General features: G+C 51.0%; 18 protein-coding genes. 6 read left to right on the top strand and 12 right to left on the bottom strand.

The genetic code is table 11. The features are described from left to right. The first annotated feature begins 117 nt into the window (after positions 1-117). Both BUA40_RS12915 and BUA40_RS12910 read left to right on the top strand, forming a co-directional pair. Positions 118-960, top strand: a complete 843-nt coding sequence (locus BUA40_RS12915; protein ID WP_072801271.1) for a TIGR02147 family protein — start codon at positions 118-120, stop codon at positions 958-960. After that, on the top strand, positions 960-2,381 hold the full coding sequence (locus BUA40_RS12910; RefSeq protein ID WP_072801270.1) for a LamG domain-containing protein: 1,422 nt from the start codon (positions 960-962) through the stop codon (positions 2,379-2,381). The genes BUA40_RS12915 and BUA40_RS12910 overlap by 1 nt, the downstream gene beginning before the upstream one ends. A gap of 107 nt (positions 2,382-2,488) precedes the next feature. Here the strand turns inward: BUA40_RS12910 and BUA40_RS12905 are convergent, their stop codons facing one another. Continuing rightward, positions 2,489-2,686 (bottom strand): ferredoxin, encoded by a 198-nt coding sequence (locus BUA40_RS12905; protein WP_072801269.1) that lies wholly within the window; start codon positions 2,684-2,686, stop codon positions 2,489-2,491. Between the two features lie 201 nt (positions 2,687-2,887). On the opposite strand from BUA40_RS12905, the gene argB reads away from it, so the two are divergent. Both argB and BUA40_RS12895 read left to right on the top strand, forming a co-directional pair. Continuing rightward, positions 2,888-3,664 carry an acetylglutamate kinase gene (gene argB / locus BUA40_RS12900; protein ID WP_072801268.1) on the top strand — a complete coding sequence of 259 codons (777 nt, stop codon included), beginning with the start codon at positions 2,888-2,890 and terminating at the stop codon, positions 3,662-3,664. Continuing rightward, positions 3,645-4,850: an aspartate aminotransferase family protein gene (locus tag BUA40_RS12895; protein WP_072801267.1), complete on the top strand. Its 1,206-nt coding sequence runs from the start codon at positions 3,645-3,647 to the stop codon at positions 4,848-4,850. Before argB ends, BUA40_RS12895 begins: the two co-directional genes overlap by 20 nt. A 254-nt stretch (positions 4,851-5,104) precedes the next feature. Here the strand turns inward: BUA40_RS12895 and BUA40_RS12890 are convergent, their stop codons facing one another. Next, positions 5,105-6,610: a B12-binding domain-containing radical SAM protein gene (locus BUA40_RS12890; RefSeq protein ID WP_072801266.1), complete on the bottom strand. Its 1,506-nt coding sequence runs from the start codon at positions 6,608-6,610 to the stop codon at positions 5,105-5,107. Between the two features lie 51 nt (positions 6,611-6,661). On the opposite strand from BUA40_RS12890, the gene BUA40_RS12885 reads away from it, so the two are divergent. Next, positions 6,662-7,270: a toxin-antitoxin system YwqK family antitoxin gene (locus BUA40_RS12885; protein WP_072801265.1), complete on the top strand. Its 609-nt coding sequence runs from the start codon at positions 6,662-6,664 to the stop codon at positions 7,268-7,270. Here BUA40_RS12885 and BUA40_RS12880 read toward each other — a convergent pair. The 10 genes from BUA40_RS12880 to BUA40_RS12835 form a co-directional block, all read right to left on the bottom strand. Next, positions 7,267-8,100, bottom strand: a complete 834-nt coding sequence (locus tag BUA40_RS12880) for a metallophosphoesterase (protein WP_072801264.1) — start codon at positions 8,098-8,100, stop codon at positions 7,267-7,269. The genes BUA40_RS12885 and BUA40_RS12880 overlap by 4 nt on opposite strands. Positions 8,101-8,133: 33 nt before the next feature. After that, positions 8,134-8,853 carry a pseudouridine synthase gene (locus BUA40_RS12875; RefSeq protein ID WP_072801263.1) on the bottom strand — a complete coding sequence of 240 codons (720 nt, stop codon included), beginning with the start codon at positions 8,851-8,853 and terminating at the stop codon, positions 8,134-8,136. Then, entirely contained in the window at positions 8,840-9,712 is an 873-nt protein-coding gene (locus tag BUA40_RS12870) for a Ppx/GppA phosphatase family protein (RefSeq protein ID WP_072801262.1), read from the bottom strand. Before BUA40_RS12870 ends, BUA40_RS12875 begins: the two co-directional genes overlap by 14 nt. Position 9,713: 1 nt before the next feature. Continuing rightward, a complete protein-coding gene (locus BUA40_RS12865) occupies positions 9,714-10,115 on the bottom strand; it encodes a hypothetical protein (RefSeq protein ID WP_072801261.1) in 402 nt (133 codons plus the stop codon). 89 nt (positions 10,116-10,204) lie between these two features. Next, positions 10,205-10,522, bottom strand: a complete 318-nt coding sequence (locus BUA40_RS12860) for a histone H1 (protein ID WP_072801260.1) — start codon at positions 10,520-10,522, stop codon at positions 10,205-10,207. Positions 10,523-10,747: 225 nt separating this feature from the next. After that, complete coding sequence (locus BUA40_RS12855) at positions 10,748-11,374, bottom strand: NYN domain-containing protein (protein ID WP_072801259.1); 627 nt, start codon at positions 11,372-11,374, stop codon at positions 10,748-10,750. 269 nt (positions 11,375-11,643) lie between these two features. Beyond that, positions 11,644-12,387 (bottom strand): 3-methyl-2-oxobutanoate hydroxymethyltransferase, encoded by a 744-nt coding sequence (gene panB, locus BUA40_RS12850; RefSeq protein ID WP_072801258.1) that lies wholly within the window; start codon positions 12,385-12,387, stop codon positions 11,644-11,646. Further along, entirely contained in the window at positions 12,366-13,193 is an 828-nt protein-coding gene (gene recO, locus BUA40_RS12845) for a DNA repair protein RecO (RefSeq protein WP_072801257.1), read from the bottom strand. Before recO ends, panB begins: the two co-directional genes overlap by 22 nt. Beyond that, positions 13,194-13,550 (bottom strand): histidine triad nucleotide-binding protein, encoded by a 357-nt coding sequence (locus BUA40_RS12840; protein WP_072801256.1) that lies wholly within the window; start codon positions 13,548-13,550, stop codon positions 13,194-13,196. Between the two features lie 67 nt (positions 13,551-13,617). After that, positions 13,618-14,472, bottom strand: a complete 855-nt coding sequence (locus BUA40_RS12835; RefSeq protein ID WP_072801255.1) for a type IV pilin protein — start codon at positions 14,470-14,472, stop codon at positions 13,618-13,620. A gap of 237 nt (positions 14,473-14,709) precedes the next feature. Here BUA40_RS12835 and BUA40_RS12830 point away from each other — a divergent pair, with 237 nt between their 5' ends. Continuing rightward, positions 14,710-15,522: a PD-(D/E)XK nuclease family transposase gene (locus BUA40_RS12830; protein ID WP_072801254.1), complete on the top strand. Its 813-nt coding sequence runs from the start codon at positions 14,710-14,712 to the stop codon at positions 15,520-15,522. Positions 15,523-15,772 lie beyond the last annotated feature (250 nt).

The raw sequence follows: 15,772 nt of genomic DNA, 5'->3' as shown, positions 1-15,772 counted from the left end.
GACCAATGGTCCCGCTTTTTGTGATTTCCGTCAAAATAAGTCCGAAAAAGGTCGGGGGGTGTGTAAAAATTTTCTCGGGCTATTGCCTGGTGTGTAAAAATTATTTATTTTAAGGGTATGTGTATTGCGCTAGAACATCTGTTTGATTACGACGACTTCCGCAAGTTCCTGCAAGACTACTTTGAGGAACAGAAGAAAATGCGGGCCGTCTTTTCGCACCGATTCTTCGCGGCGAAGGCGGGGTTCAGCAGCTCATCTTACTGCTTGAACGTGATCCGCGGGCGTTTTAACCTGACGCCAAAGTCTATCGAAAAAATCGCGAAGGCGATGGATTTCGAGCCGTTGCAGAAGGCGTATTTCGAGGCCCTGGTGCAGTACAACCAGGCGCAACAGGTGAACGAGCGCGAAAACGCCTGGGAACAGATTGTCCAGATCCGCAAACAAATCGAATTTACACACGTGACTACTCGTGAACAGGCCTACTTTAGCAAGTGGTACTATCCGGTGGTTCGCGAAATGGCGGTGAATGCCGACTGGCACGACGACTACATGGTGCTTGCCCGCATGCTTACGCCGCAAATCTCGACCGAAGAGGCCCGCGACGCTGTCAAGAAACTTCTGGAATGGAATTTGATCAAGAAGGTGGGCGACCATTACGAAGAAACTTCGCAAATGCTCGATGCCGCCGAAATTCCGCCGATTTCTTTGCGCCAGATTCGCCGCGAATACATTCAGCATGCTATTGGTGCTGTAGAATCCATGCCCAAGAACGAACGTTTTGCGGCGTTCACTACCTTGGCCATGAGTGAAAGTTCTTATAATTACGCTGTCGAAGTTCTTGAAGACGCCCGCAAGAAGATTATTGCGAAGGCGGCGAACGACCCTAATGTGGAGCGGGTTTACGAGATGATGCTTGTGGCGTTCCCGATGAGTAAGAAGATTGAAAAGGAGGCAAAATAATGGATAGATTGTTCAAATATGCCTCTGGTGTGGCTTTGGCTCTTTTTGCAGCAGGTTTGACTTCTTGTTCCAAGAGTGACGAAACTGCCGGTGGCGTGACCGATATCGGTAACTCCATTGCAAGCGGAATCGTGGTGACCGAGGCGAATCAACCCGTGGCCCGCGCCCGCGTGGTAGCCTATTACGACAACTGGAATAAAACCTCCATCGAAGATTCTGTGGTGGTGGAAGCCGACGATAATGGTATTTTCAGTTTGAAGTTCGACAGTACGCGCTCTGTGGTGCTGTTCGCCGAGAACGGTTCCGAATCAGGCCTTTCCCGTATTCAGCATAGTGGTGCCGCCCTCGTGATGGTCGGCCACCCGCGCAGACTCGAAAGCAGTGTTGCCGAGGCCAAGTCCGGTTACATGCGCATTGTGGGCCGTAGCGAAGTCGCTCCCGTCAATTCCGATGGCTCGTTTGCATTTGAATCCATGCCCGTGGGCGAAATCTCGCTGGCGTATGTGGCGAGCGATCAGTCACAGGCCCGATTCAACTTCATGACGGCTGTCGTGGGCGACACTCTCAAGATTCCGTCTCTCGAAAACAAGAACGAAGGTTGGCTCACGATTTCGGATTACCATTACTATAGTGGCGCCGCTTACGGTGGCATTATGGTGAACGTGCCCGATGGTATCTCTGTTCCGCAAGATACCGCTACGCCGGAACCGGTGGTGCCTGACACTACTGCAAAAGATACTTCCGCTGTCGATACTACGGAAGAACTTGCGATTTCCTTGAACCTCCACATGGATGGCTCCGATAGTGTTGCTAAGGTCTATAACAATGACGGCTCGGTCGCCGATTCCGTGAACTACGTGGAAGGTGTGTCGGGCAAGGGCATTCTGCTCAAGGTTGGTCAGTTCGTCAAAGTGGGCGATATTGACCCCTGTGCAGGTGACTTTACCATGAGCGCATGGACCAAGTGGAGCGGTTACCGTGGCGATGGCATTTACCAGCTTCTCTTTGCAGAACGTGAAGACTGGGTTGCCGGATTGTCCAGGTTCCAGCTGCAGTATGAATTTATGACGAGTTCCTTTGTTGCCGTGGGCGATGGCATGGACTTGTCGGGCTATGGCTATGCATGGCTTGCCAAGGGCAATGTCGAACGTGGTGGCACGCTGCCTATGAATGAATGGTCGCTGCTGGTGCTCGTTAACGAAGGTGGCAAACTGTACTTCTACATTAACGGCGAACTCGTGAGCAACAAGGCCGGTGTCCCGTTTACGCCCAAGGAAGTTGCTGCCCCGCTGCCGTTCCGTATTGGCGGCTCCGAAGTGCCGAACGACACTTGGAACGGCGTCATCGATGAAGTAAAGATTGAATCGGTCGCCCGCTCCGCTGAATGGGTCAAAGCCGAATACGAAAAATACGCAAAGTAACCTGAATCGTCATGCCGGACTCGTTCCGGCATCGGCATAGACATCGGCATAAAAAAGAGCTCTGTCTAAAAGACAGAGCTTTAAAAGTTTTAGTAGAGTACTAGAAACTACTCGTACTTAATCACGCCGGCCGGGCAGCTGTCAGCAGCGTCCTTGATTTCGCTTTCATAAGCGGAATAGTCAACGCCTTCCTTGACCTTCATCTTTTCAGGAACTTCGAACACTGCGTCGCAAGTAGCTTCGCAAGCGCCGCAGGAGACGCATTCGTCACTGGATTCGTCCAGCCAAACTTTCGTGATTGCCATAATATACCTCTTTGTGTCTTGGTTGAGTTTATATATGCAATATAACAAAATCTTGTTCTGTTAAAAAAGGAAAAGTTGAAAAATTACAAAAAACATTCAAAAAGGGATAATGAGGGCTTTTTCCTGTCTACTTCCTACTGCCTACTGTCTACTTTTCTAAATTTGTCTCCGTAAAAATAAAACGAGAGGAACTCGCACACGATGAAAAAAGTGGTTGTAAAAATTGGTGGCAGCCTGGCAATCGACGAAGCCAAGCTCGCTGATTTTGTGTCGGCAGTCTCTACACTCCCCGGTAGTGGCTGTCAGGTGGCCGTGGTTCACGGTGGTGGCAAGGACATCAACGAAAATATCGCCTTGCTGAAGGAACAACCGACATTCATCGACGGCCTCCGAGTGACTACTCCTGGCATCATGAAGATGGTCGAGATGACCCTCTCTGGCCACGTGAACAAGAAGCTTGTGCGCATGCTCCTGAACAACGGCTGTGGCGCCGTCGGTATTTCGGGCGTAGACGCGAACCTGTTCCAGGTCGAAAAGAAACAGGGCAAGGTGGACCTTGGCCTGGTGGGCGAAATCAAGAAGGTCAATCCGAAGATTGTCGCTGACCTGTGGGCGGCCGGTTGGACTCCGGTGGTCAGCCCGATTTCCATTGGCGATGGTCAGAGCTGGAACGTGAACGCAGACACTGCTGCAAGCGAACTGGCTGTGGCACTCGAAGCGGACCAGTTTGTACTGGTGAGCGACGTGCCGGGCGTAATGGACGAAAACAAGAATGTAATTCCCGAACTGAGCGAAGCGGACGCCGAAAAGCTGATTGAAGCTGGCGTCATCTCCGGCGGTATGATTCCCAAAGTCCGCGAGAGTTTCAAGTCGATCCGACGAGGACTCAAGAGCATCCACATCGTGGGTTGGAAGGACGCGGAACACTTTGGCAAACAAATTAATGGAGATTTAAACTATGGCACAATCTTGCGCTAACCTGCTCGAACAGGACAAACAAATTATCGCGCCGCTCTACGGCAAGGCTGACATCAACTTCGTGAAGGGCGAAGGCTCTTACCTCTACGACGATCAGGGCAACAAGTACCTCGACTTCGTGGCTGGTATCGCCGTGAATGCGCTCGGTCACCAGAACCAGGCCATCAAGGATGCTGTGGTGGAACAGATGAACCACTTCAATCACATCAGCAACCTTTACCCGAACTACCCGCAGATTGAACTCGGCAAGGCTCTCCTTGAAATCACCAAGTTCGACAAGGCATTCTTCTGCAACTCCGGTACCGAAGCCAACGAAGGCGCTATCAAGTTCGCACGTAAGTACTTTGACCGGAAGGGCGAAAAGAATCGCCAGAAGATCGTGACTTTCATTAACAGCTTCCACGGCCGTACTTTCGCCGCTCTTTCTGCAACGGGCCAGCCGGCTATCCGCGAAGGTTTCGGCTCTATGCCGGGTGACTTCGTGCACGTGACTTGGAACGACTGCGAAGCTTTGAAGAAAGAAGTCAACAAGGATACTTGCGCTATTATGCTCGAAAGCCTCGCTGCCGAAGGTGGCGTGATGACGCTTTCCGCTGAAATGGTCGCAACCATCAACAGCCTGCAGAAAGAATGCGGCTGCCTCGTGATTGTTGACGAAGTGCAGGCTGGTGTGGGCCGTCTCGGAACCTTCCTCGGTTTCGAAAAGTACGGCTTAAATCCGGATCTCGTTTCTCTTGCTAAGGGTATCGGTGGCGGTCTCCCGCTCGGTGCGGTGCTCCTGCGCCAGAAGATTGCTGACCAGCTTAAGGCTGGCGACCATGGTACCACATTCGGCGGTAACCCGATTGCATGCGCCGCAGGTCTCGCTGTCGTGAAGCAGATTCCGGGCCTCCTCAAGAATGTCGCCGAACGTTCCGCTCAGATTAAGGCTGGCCTCAAGGCTCTTACCGAAAAGTATGCATTTGCCAAGGAGATCCGCGGCGAAGGTTTGATTCTCGGTGTGGCCCTCGACGAATCTATGCCGGTCGGCAACATCATCGCTGCCGCCCGCAACGAAAAGCTCATGGTGCTTAGCGCCAAGGGCAACGTGCTGCGTATGCTCCCGCCGCTGAACGTGAGCGAAGCCGAAGTCGCCGAAGCATTGGAGAAGCTCGGCCGCGCATTCGCCTCCGCCGCTGCGAAGTAAATCCGCCTACATTGTCACTCTGAACTTGGTTCAGAGTCGGCATTCTCAGGGTCAGCATTCCCAACGTCATGCTGAACTTGGTTCAGCATCGGCTTTGTTTCAGGGGCAAATAAAGAAAAGCCGCAGTTCATCGCTGCGGCTTTCTTATATACTGGATCCTGCTCCTTCGAACCTAACTCAACTAAGTCAACAAGTTGACTAGTTTCGTATATCGACTTTGCCCTATGGGCTTCGCTCAGGATGACAATTAGCGTTTATTCCTTCACTGTCGGGGCTTGTCTTGCGACTGGTGCCAGCTGCCCATGCTTGCGGAACAAGTGCTTCACGAGTGTGCCGAATCCACGCATCACGCGGTAGCGTTCACGCGGGTTCTTGATGGCCATGATTCCCTGACGCAGAATGTAACTCGGACGCAGGTAGAATTCACGGCGGGCCTTGTCGCAGAAGTCGACGAGTGCCTGGCTGGTGAGTTCGCCGCGCTGGATGGTGGTGCGGTGGAAACCGTCCTTGTCCAGCCACTGGTTGTAATCCTTTGTCTGCAATGCGCCGCTTTCCAAAGCTTCCTTGTAAGCTTCGGTGCCGGGGTATGCCATAATGGGGTAGAACTGAGCCGTATTCGGGTTCAACTTCTTGGCGTAGTCGAGCGTCATGCGGAGCGTTTCCGGCGTGTCGCCCGGGTTACCCACCATAAAGCAACCGTGCACCAAGAGTCCCGCCTTGCGGGCATTCTTCGTGAACTCAATTGCCTTGTCGGTATTCTTGACACCCTTGTGGATGTTTTCGAGAACCACCGGGCTGGCGCTTTCGAAGCCCACGCACATTTCGCGGCCACCGGCCTTCTTCATGAGCTTGAGCAAGTCGAGCGGAACATCGGCGCGAGCGTTGCAGCTCCAAGTAATCTTGAGGCCGCGTTCCAAAATCAAGTTGCAGATTTCGCGAACGTGTTCGTGGCTTGCGGTAAACGTGTCGTCTTCGAAGAATACTTCGCCGAGGTCGTCAAAGTTTTCCTTGATGTACTGCAGTTCGTCTACCACATCTTTCGGAGAGCGGCGGCGGAATTTGTGGCCGTTCAACGTCTGCGGAATCACGCAGTAGCTGCAGCGGTTCGGGCAGCCGCGGCCCGACAGAATCACAATCAGCGGGTTCAGGTTGGCGCCGTAGAAATACTTCTTGTAGCAGCTGTAAAGGTACTTGCGGTAAACCTTAGAGACCCAGGGGATTTCATCGAGGTTTTCGATCTTCGGGCCTTCCGGCTGGAAGTCAACCGTGCCATCAGCCTTGCGGAAGGCGAGGCCAGCGATGCTAGAAATATCTTTGATGTCGCCACGCAGGTAGCGGGCGAGGTTCCTTGCGGTGTAGTCCGCTTCGCCGATAATCACGAAGTCGAGGCTCGGTTCCATTTCCATAGATTCGAGCGGCTCGGCGGTAGCGTGCGTACCCATGATAGCGATCTTCGTTTTCGGGAGCGCTTCTTTAATGGCGTGCACCACCTTGAGGTCGTTCAGAATACTCGGCGTACTCGTGCTGCAAACCACGAGCTCGGGGTCAAACTTCTTGATACCATCCAGAGTCTGCGCGAGGTCAAGTTCCATGGCCGGGCTATCAATGAGCTGAATCTCGTTACCGTCGGCTTCGACAGTGCCGGCGGCGTAGCTCAAAAACATGGGCCAGTAAAGGGTAGAAGACTTGGTCACGCACGGACTGCGCGACTCGCGACTGAACATCGGATGAAACGGGGGATTTAAAAAAGTAATGCGCATAAGCAATGGCAAAATACATAATTATCGATGATAAAGCTACATTTGGTTTCGATGAAAGCGTTGATTTCGTTGTGTATTTCTCTATGTGGGCTGTGCTCGATTGCGCTGGCGCAAAATTCGCCGACGGTGGCGCTTGATACGATAAAAGAATTTTACGCAGACAATTCGCTGTCCCGCATCTATACGGTGCAGAAGGGAACAAATGTCCGCGAGGGTATAGCCTACAGTTATCACCCGAACGGCAAGATCGCAATCGAGGCTCCGTACAAAAACGGCAAACTCGACGGCGTGTTCAGGAGTTATTACGACAACGGAAAACTTTGGCAAACCGTCGGTTACAAAGATGGTATCGAAGAAGGGTTCACGACGGTCTATTTTGAAAACGGAATGAAAAAGTCCCGTGAATCCTACAAGAACGGAATCTTGGATGGCCTTACTGAAGAGTGGGACGACAAGGGAACTCTTCGACGTAAACTGCCGTATGTGCGCGGGCATCTGCACGGCGTTGCAAAAGTTTTCGACGAACTAGGTAGCCTCAAAGAAGAAATGACTTTGGAGCATGGGCTGCGCCATGGCGCATATCGTCGCTATAACAAGGGATTGAAAGTTCTCGAAGCGGTATTTGAACAGAACCGCTGCGTTAAAAACTGCGACTTTTAAATGTACCCGGCCCACTCGGCGGCGACGCTGGGCGAGGCTTTGCGGATTTCTTTGGCATGTTCGCTGTCGTCGGCGAGAGCGATGTCGCCGCTTGCAATCTTCGCTTTAATATCTTCGAAAGTCTTCGGCTGCTTGGCTTCGGGCAACTGGTCCCCCGGCACAATGCAAGGGGCGTCGATGGCGGTTTTCGCCTTGTCTTTGACCGGAGAATATTCGCGAGCGGCAGGCACTTCGTAGAATTTGTCTTCTTCAGGGCACCAGGCCATCAGCTTTTTACCGTACACGCAGCCGGCGTCGAGCCCAATAAATCCGGGGCGGTTCACGAATCCCATCTTGGCCCAGTGGCCAAATACGACTGTCTTGTTCCAGTTAATTTGTTCAAACCACGGACGGTCGTTCCAGTATCTTACGGACAAAATAACTTCCCGGTCCATGTCCTCTAGTCTGACCTTGCCGGGCTCTAAACCGGCGTGAACCAGCAGAGCGTGTGGGGTGTCGCGCCACAGAGGCCAAGTGCTTACTTCGGCGGATATTGCGTGCCATGTTTCCATCGGGAGCTTGGCGAAGCGGGCGCGTTGCTTCTCGGTCCAGCCGCTTTCGGGCAGTTCCAGCGCACGAATCAAATGCTCTTCGTGATTGCCGCGCACTGTGAGGATCCCGTTGTCCTTCACGAACTGCAGTGCCCGCAACATGTCGGGGCCCTTGTTGATGATGTCGCCCGTTTGATACAGCGTGTCCTTGCCGCGAACAAAACCGAATGCGTCTACAATGCGCTCGAGTTCATCTGCGCAACCATGCACATCACCAATATAAAGAGTTCTGCCATTCATAGCTAGAGTGTCATCCTGAGCTTGTCGAAGGATCTAAACGTGAACGGCCTGGCGGATTTTGTTGAGTTCGTCGGCGGTGAGTTCGCGGAATTCGCCGGCGGGCAAGTCGCCCAAAGTCAGCTTGCAGTAACTCACGCGCTTGAGGTCGCGAATCTCGTAACCTACGGCGCGCATCATGCGGCGGATTTCGCGGTTCTTGCCTTCGATCAGCACGAGTTCGGCAAAGCCTTTCTCTAAATAAATGTCGGTGGCGAATGCGATTTCTTCTTGTTCGGCGCCTTCTTCGCGGATGTCTACGCCGTCGACCAGCTTTTGCGCGGCGTGCTCGCTCAGCGGACGGTCCGTCCACACATAGTAGCTGCGCGGAATTTCGTAACTCGGGTGCGTGAGTCGGTGCAGCAGTTCGCCATCGTCGGTAAACAGCAACAGTCCGCGGCTCTGCAAGTCGAGGCGACCCACATACTTTAGGCTCTGGTAAGCGGGCGGCAAGTAGTCGTACACCGTGCGGCGGCCTTGCGGGTCGGTCTTGGTGCAAACGCAGCCGGCCGGCTTGTGGAACATGATGGTCGTCGTCTTGCGCGGGAGTTTGGCAGGCTTGCCGTCGACAACGACGTTGTCGGCGTTCTCGTCGACCTGGTGGCCGAGGTCCTTAATGACTTCGCCATTCACCTGCACGCGACCTTCTTCAATCAAGGTGTCTGCCGCGCGGCGGCTCGCAATTCCACAGAGAGAAATGAACTTATTGATTCTCATAAAGTAGTCCGAATCTTAAACCGGCTGTACTAATCTTAAATGTTTCGACGCGGAGTTTTTCCAGGAGCGACTTCAGCCAGAACAGCCCGCAAATAATCACTTCGTGACGGCCGTTTTCAAGGCCCGGGAGCATGGCGCGCAGTTCCTTGGACAGGTTCGAAATTTTTGTCGTCACGGCATCCAGATCGCTAATGGAAAGTTCCAGGCCTTCGATCGCCTTGTAGTCGAACTGCTGCTTGTTCAGGTAGACCATCGCAAGTGCCGTACCGGTGCCGCCAATCAAGTACACCGGCTTCTTGGTCATGCCCTTGAAGCTGACTTCCTTGAAGGTTTCCTTCACGAACTTCTTGTATTCGGGGCCAGGGATCGGACCCATGGCCTTGAACATCTTGAGTGCGCCCACTGGAATCGAGAACGTGTTGTCGCCGTTGCTGAGTTCCGTGGAACCGCCGCCAATGTCAATAGTCACGAGGCCTTCGCCGTGCCATTCCTTGACCGAGCGGTAGGTGAGCTTGCCTTCTTCTTCGCCGCTGATGATTCGCGGCTTGATCCAGAGCGCCTTTTCGACAGCGGCAATCACTTCGTCCGGGTTCTCGGCGTTGCGCATGGCTTCGGTCATCACCGCGGCCTTGAGGTTTGCGCCCAGCGCGTGCAGGTCCATGCGGAACTTCGTCATGATGGCTTCTAGTTCCTTGATTCGCTTTTCGGTAATGGCGCCGTGTTCGTAAATATCTTCGCCCAGTCGGCAGACTTCCACCTTCTGGAGCTTGGGAACCAGCACCCCCTCCTCAAACGCCGCAATCAGCAGAATGCAGCTGTGACTCCCGATATCAACCGTCGCTATCAGCTTGTTATCCATTCTACGCCTCGTTGCCCTCACGGTCATGCTGACGCAGGTCAGCATCGGCATCCTGTTTCTGCTCGTCATGCTGATGACTATCAGCATCAGCATCCTGTTTCTGCAACCCCCGCTTAATCTTTTCTGCAATCCCCGCCGGGTTCATCAGGAACTCTTTCGCAAACGCAATTGCTTCTTCCACGACTGAATCCGGGTGCTTTCCGCTCCAGCTGGCGACCAAGTCGCCCGAATCAGATCCAAGTTCCTTGCCTTCGCGAATCTCTTGCCCCATCTTCAAGGCGAGCAAAAGCCCGAGCTCAAAGGCGCGCGGCTCGTTTTTGCCTTCTAAAAGTTTTTCGACGCGCTCAATGCGCTGTTCGTAGGGGATTTTTTCGAGTTCGGCGAGGTCTTTTTCTGAAATCATACCCCAAAAATAGAAAACGCGCCCCGCCCATAAAAAAAACGAACCCTGAAACAAGTTCAGGGCTCGTCAACAAAGGAGAAATTGTTGAATTACTTCTTTGCAGCCTTCTTAGCAGCCGGCTTCTTTGCAGCAGCGGGCTTCTTAGCGGCCGGCTTCTTAGCAGCGGGCTTCTTAGCAGCAGCCGGCTTCTTGGCGGCGGGCTTCTTTGCAGCGGGCTTCTTTGCAGCGGGCTTCTTTGCAGCAGCGGGCTTCTTAGCAGCGGCCGGCTTCTTGGCGGCGGGCTTCTTAGCAGCCGGCTTCTTTGCAGCAGCGGGCTTCTTAGCAGCGGCCGGCTTCTTAGCGGCAGCGGGTTTCTTAGCAGCGGGCTTCTTAGCAGCCGGCTTCTTTGCAGTCTTTGTAGTAGCCATTTTTTTCTTCCTTATGGTTATGTTGTGAATTAGCTGTGTATAAAATAACTTATTTTCACAAATAATCAACACCTTTTTCAAAAAAAATTAAAAAAAAGTTGTTTTTTTACAAAAAAAAGATTATGAAGTGATGCCGTTCACTTCATAAAAAATAATTTTTAGTTTGTATGTAATTTTGGAAATGCTTGTTACTCAATGCGTTAGGATTCTATCGCACGATTTTTACTACGAACTTTGCATTAAGCACCGAAGATCATCTGATTTTGAAACGTCGGCGTTCATTTTCAATTCGGCCTTTACGTTATGAGCTAATGTGTAGAGCCAGACGAAAACCCCGCTTTTACGAGCAACTTTGATGGCTGGGATGAAATCGCTGTCACCGGTTACCAAAACGATATGTTTGGCTATGTTTTGGTATCCAATCCAAGCCATATCTAGGCCAATCTTTATATCTACACCCTTTTGAGAAAGGTTTGGAACGAAACAGTCGTCTGTGTAAGGGGTGGGCTGTGTATAGCACTTTTTTTTCAGAGACCAGCCGGAAAATTGAAGTTGGCCAAGTCTTACGGCGAAAAAATCTAATTGGGAAATGCCTGACAATAAGTCAAGACCCTTTTGATATTGAGGTTGGGAATCAAAAAGAAAAGCTCTATTTGTCACGGGCAACGAGGTCTTGGCTGTACATGGACTACAGTCGTAGAAATAGGCCCTAAAGGAATTGTTTTCTAGCCCAGATTTTTGAAGTATGCAGTGTGTAAAGGTTTGAACGTCTGTAGGAGTTATATCTTTTTTGAATTTGGAATGAAATTTTTTCCTTAGAAAGGCTCCATCAATCATTACTGCCGTTTCCATATACCCTCCATTAATAAGGGCACAAAAAAAGACCTACTCAAGGGACACTTGCGTGTTTAATATAAACCCTTTTTTCGGTCATTATCTGTTGCCAATATACATTATTCCTTTAGTCTTGTCAATGGTTTGTGTTTGTATAAGTGCTTTTTTGTGCACTATAAATATAAATTCCTTTTTGGAGACTGTCAAGATGTTTATTGAAAAAAAGAAGCAGTGCTCATGCACCGCTTCGCGCGCATTTTTTTGTTAGCGAGACAATATGAAGACAATTAGAGCGATTTTACGCTCTCAATATACTTCTTGAATCCTTCGACACCTAAACTGTACATGTCGACGAACTTCGTTGCAAACGGGGGCAGCTTGCGCGGGTGCATACCCAAGGCGTCGTGCATCACGAGCACTTGACCGTCCGTGAACTTTCCGCCGCCAATACCGATCGTCACCGCGTTCACCATGCCGGTAATCTTGGTGCCGAGCTCCTCGGGAATGTGCTCCAGCACTATCTCGAAACAACCCAGGTCATCTACATACTTGGCAGCCTTGATGATTGCGGCCGCTTCTTCTTCGGTGCGGCCCTTCTGCTTGAAGTTTTCGGCCGTCTGCGGCAAAAGTCCGAGGTGCGCGCAAATGGGAATGTCGTGGCTCAGCAAGTATTCGTGCACGCCCGCGGGGGTACCCTCGATTTTTACGCAAGAAGCACCCACGTCCATAAAGCGGCGGGCGTTATCGTATGCTGTCTGCGGATCCTTATCGCTCAAATAGGGCATGTCGGCCACCACGTGGGTATTGGGGGCGCCGCGGCAAACCGCCGCCACAAAAATCAGCATCTCGTTCATGCCGATTTCGCGGGTACTCTTGTAGCCGAGCATGGTGTTGGCGAGACTGTCGCCTACCAGAATCTGGTCTACGCCTGCCGCCTCTGCCATCTGGGCAAATGCGTAGTCGTAGGCGGTAATCATCGAAACTTTTTCGCCTTTTTGCTTCTTGTTCTTTATGTCGATTGGGCTGAGCATAACTTACGAACCTCCTGTAGCCATGAAAGGGAATGGATTTCTTTCAGGAATCCGATGTGATTGCGTAGATAAGATAGCAAAGCGTTCTCCACAAAGACGCGCCCCGTGAGTTTTTGTAGCGCCTGCTCGGGGTTGTTTTGCGCTAAATTCAGTTCCCAGAGCCCCTGCAACGTCTCTGCGCGGGCTCGCGCACTCTGTACACCCTGGCAATGCTTGCAAATGAGCGCGCCCGATTCCGGGAAAAAGTCCGCCGCAGGTTCGGCGAGTGGCCTTTCGCAGCGGCTGCACACGCCAAGTTCCAGGTGGTAGCCCCACAAGTCGCAAATATTGAGCAACCAGCGGCTGAATACCGAGTCGGCACTCGTTTTGCCCGGCGAATTTACTGACCCCGGCGCGCTTGTAACAGCAGTGTCGCTCGTGGTGCCTGTGGGGGAGTCGAATTCCGCGAGCGCCTGCTTTAGCAAGGCGAACTCCTCGGGAATCGGAGTGGCCGGTGGCGCATACCGCAGCACGATTTCGGCCATCACCTGAGCAATCGCCAAGTCCATGAGCGAGGCCCGCAAGTGTGCATGCCAGTTCAAGATGGATGTCTCTTTAATGAACTGCAACTCTTTGGCCGGGTTCTGCCGGAACACTACCTCGGAGAGTGCCAGCGGGTCAAGCGCCCCCTTGAAGGGCGATTCCTTGCGCTTGGCGCCCTTGATAATAAAACTCACCACGCCGCACTCTTCGGTGAGCGCTTTCACGATAAAGCTCGAGTCGCTATACGCAAACCGGTGGAGTACTATCGCCTGAGTTTTGATCATTTAGTCTTTCGGGAACGGAGGCCAACCCATGACCTGGCCGCCAAGCACGTGCAGGTGGATATGGAACACCGTCTGGCCCGCGTCGGCCTTGCAGTTGAATACGAAGCGTGCGCCCGATTCTTCGATGCCGAGTTCCTTGGCGATAATTTGTGCGCGGTAAAGCATTTTGCCCACCAGTTCGCAGTCGGCCGGCTGCATGTCCATGATTGTGGAAATGTGGCGCTTGGGCACCACCAAAAAGTGCACCGGAGCCTGCGGGGCAATGTCGTAGAAGGCGAACACGTCGTCATCTTCGTAGATTTTCTTGGAAGGGATTTCACCCTTGATGATTTTGCAGAAAAGACAATTTTCACTCATAGTGATTATAAAGTAGTAAAAAGAAAGGCCGCCCGTGGGGCGACCGGAAGAGTGTTGATGGGCGGTATTACCACCACTTCGCTGTGCAGAGGACTGGTTCTGTTGAAAAACAGACTCCTTGACGTGTTGTGAACGGTTTTTTGTTATTGGTGCCTTGTGCGTTCTGGATGAAAACTTCAAGGGAATGGGTTTTTGCGTTTGCGTTAGCCCATCTGGTTTTAAATTTGTATCTATTTTGCCCGCCGATTTTGGATGCGGTTAGGGGAGCGTTGGGGTCGCCGTTCAGTGCTCTGCTGATGAAAATAGGCTGACGAGGGTGTGTTCTCCACCAGTCAGAGCCATTGATTTTTACTGGGTAGGCGTCGTAAGTTTCTCCACTTAGTATTTTGTTGCCTTGTTTATGGTCTCTAGCGTAAAGAATGTCGGCTATGGCACCGAAACCGGCATCTTTGAAAGCGTCGGCCCAAAAACCACCACCAGAAAGGACTCCGCACATATTTTGGACGTCTGTAAATCTGTTATTGTTTTTTGCTTGGAAATTGGCCTCAAGCTCGTTGTGTAGTTCCATAATGAACAATGTTACACCGCTATCGGTGGCTAACCATTGGCTCAATTTTTCTTTGTTGTTTTTTACACCGTCGCAAGTTTGAGATTCGTCTATATCGAAAACATCGCCTTCGTACATAGCCCTGTTAAGGGCGTCGCGTAGGTAATAAAGCTTCATCAGGTCGATTCTTTGTTTTGTTCTTTCGATATAGTCGGTGAACTTCGGTACGGCTACGCCCGAAAGAAGGTTGATAATAATAATGACCACCATCAGTTCTATGATGGTAAAACCGCTCTTCCATTTGTTCCGAGCTTCACCTTGCGGCGTCTTGAGCGAGCAGAACTCGCCAATTTTCTTTAAAATTTCAGTCAGCATAATACAACCTCCTTTTAATTGAGGTTTAACAACATAAATATAAAACAAAAGTTTACATACGTCTGTGATCTGTGACAAAAAAATGACATTTTTCTTACTCCAACTTGGAATATAGAGCGCGAAAAAGTGCGTTTTCCCTTTTTACAAAAGTTTTACAGAAAATTTGGTTCCTATTTACTGAAAAGAGCGTGTTAAGTAATAGGGAGTGTCCATAACTTAACATAAAAGGAAAAACAAATGAATATCAAGTCTTTTGACGACCTTGACATAACCGACCCAATTATGTTCGGACTCGTATTCAGTAACAAACACATCGCGCAACCATTCATCGAGCATTTGTTAGGCATAAAAATCGACCATCTGGAAACCCCTGTTCCGGAAGCGGTCTTGAGTTACGATGCAGAGCATAAGGGAGTCCGCTACGATGTGTTTGCTCGCGAAACCAATGAAAACGGAGAAACGATTCGGTCGTTTGATTTAGAAATGCAGATGGTCGATACCAAGGAACTCCCGCAGCGAGCCAGGTACTACCAGAGCGTGGGCGACGGCGTGGCTCTTTCGAAGGGTGGCTATTACACCAGCCTCAAGGAACAATACGTCATTTTCCTTTGCCCGATGGATATTTTTGGGCACGGGTTCCCCTGTTATCACTTTGAAAACAGGGCGCGAGAGGATACTAGCGTCACATTGAACGACCGCACCTTCAAAAACTTTTATATATTTAAAAGGTACGAGGATTTTACGGATCCAGTCGTCAAGGCGTACATGAAGTACTTTGCGACAAGGAATGCGGACTCTCGTGAAGCAGAAACTATCAATGACCAGGTGTCTTATTACAAATCCGACACTCTCATAAGGAACAAGTATATGACTTACGAATATGACCTTCATGAAAGCAAGGAAGAGGGCAAGGTGGAAGGAAAAGCCGAAGCCAAGCTCGAAATGGCTGCGGCTATGCTTGCGGATGGTGATTCCGTTGAAAAGGTAGTGCGTGTTTCTAAGCTTTCTGAAGAAGAAGTCTTTGCGATTAAAGAAAAGCTTGGAAAATAGCTGTTTAACCCCTTAAAATCGACTATTGAAACCCGGCGGAAGCCGGGTTTTTAACTTTTATAGTCCAAGTTGGAATAAAAATTTTACAATTTTTTTGCCTGACCGCTCCCATTTGCGAAATATTTTTGTATATATAGTACATCAAATTTGTAACCTAAATAGTTGACCCTTAAAAAGTCACTTCGCGAGCGCAGGATAAGGAGGTTCGCCGTTTTTATTCACCCCTTCCCGGCAAAGGAAGCAACAGTAT

It is taken from the genome of Fibrobacter sp. UWT2 (genome assembly GCF_900142545.1).
Classification (GTDB): domain Bacteria; phylum Fibrobacterota; class Fibrobacteria; order Fibrobacterales; family Fibrobacteraceae; genus Fibrobacter.
This window is presented reverse-complemented; position numbering and strand designations above follow the sequence as displayed.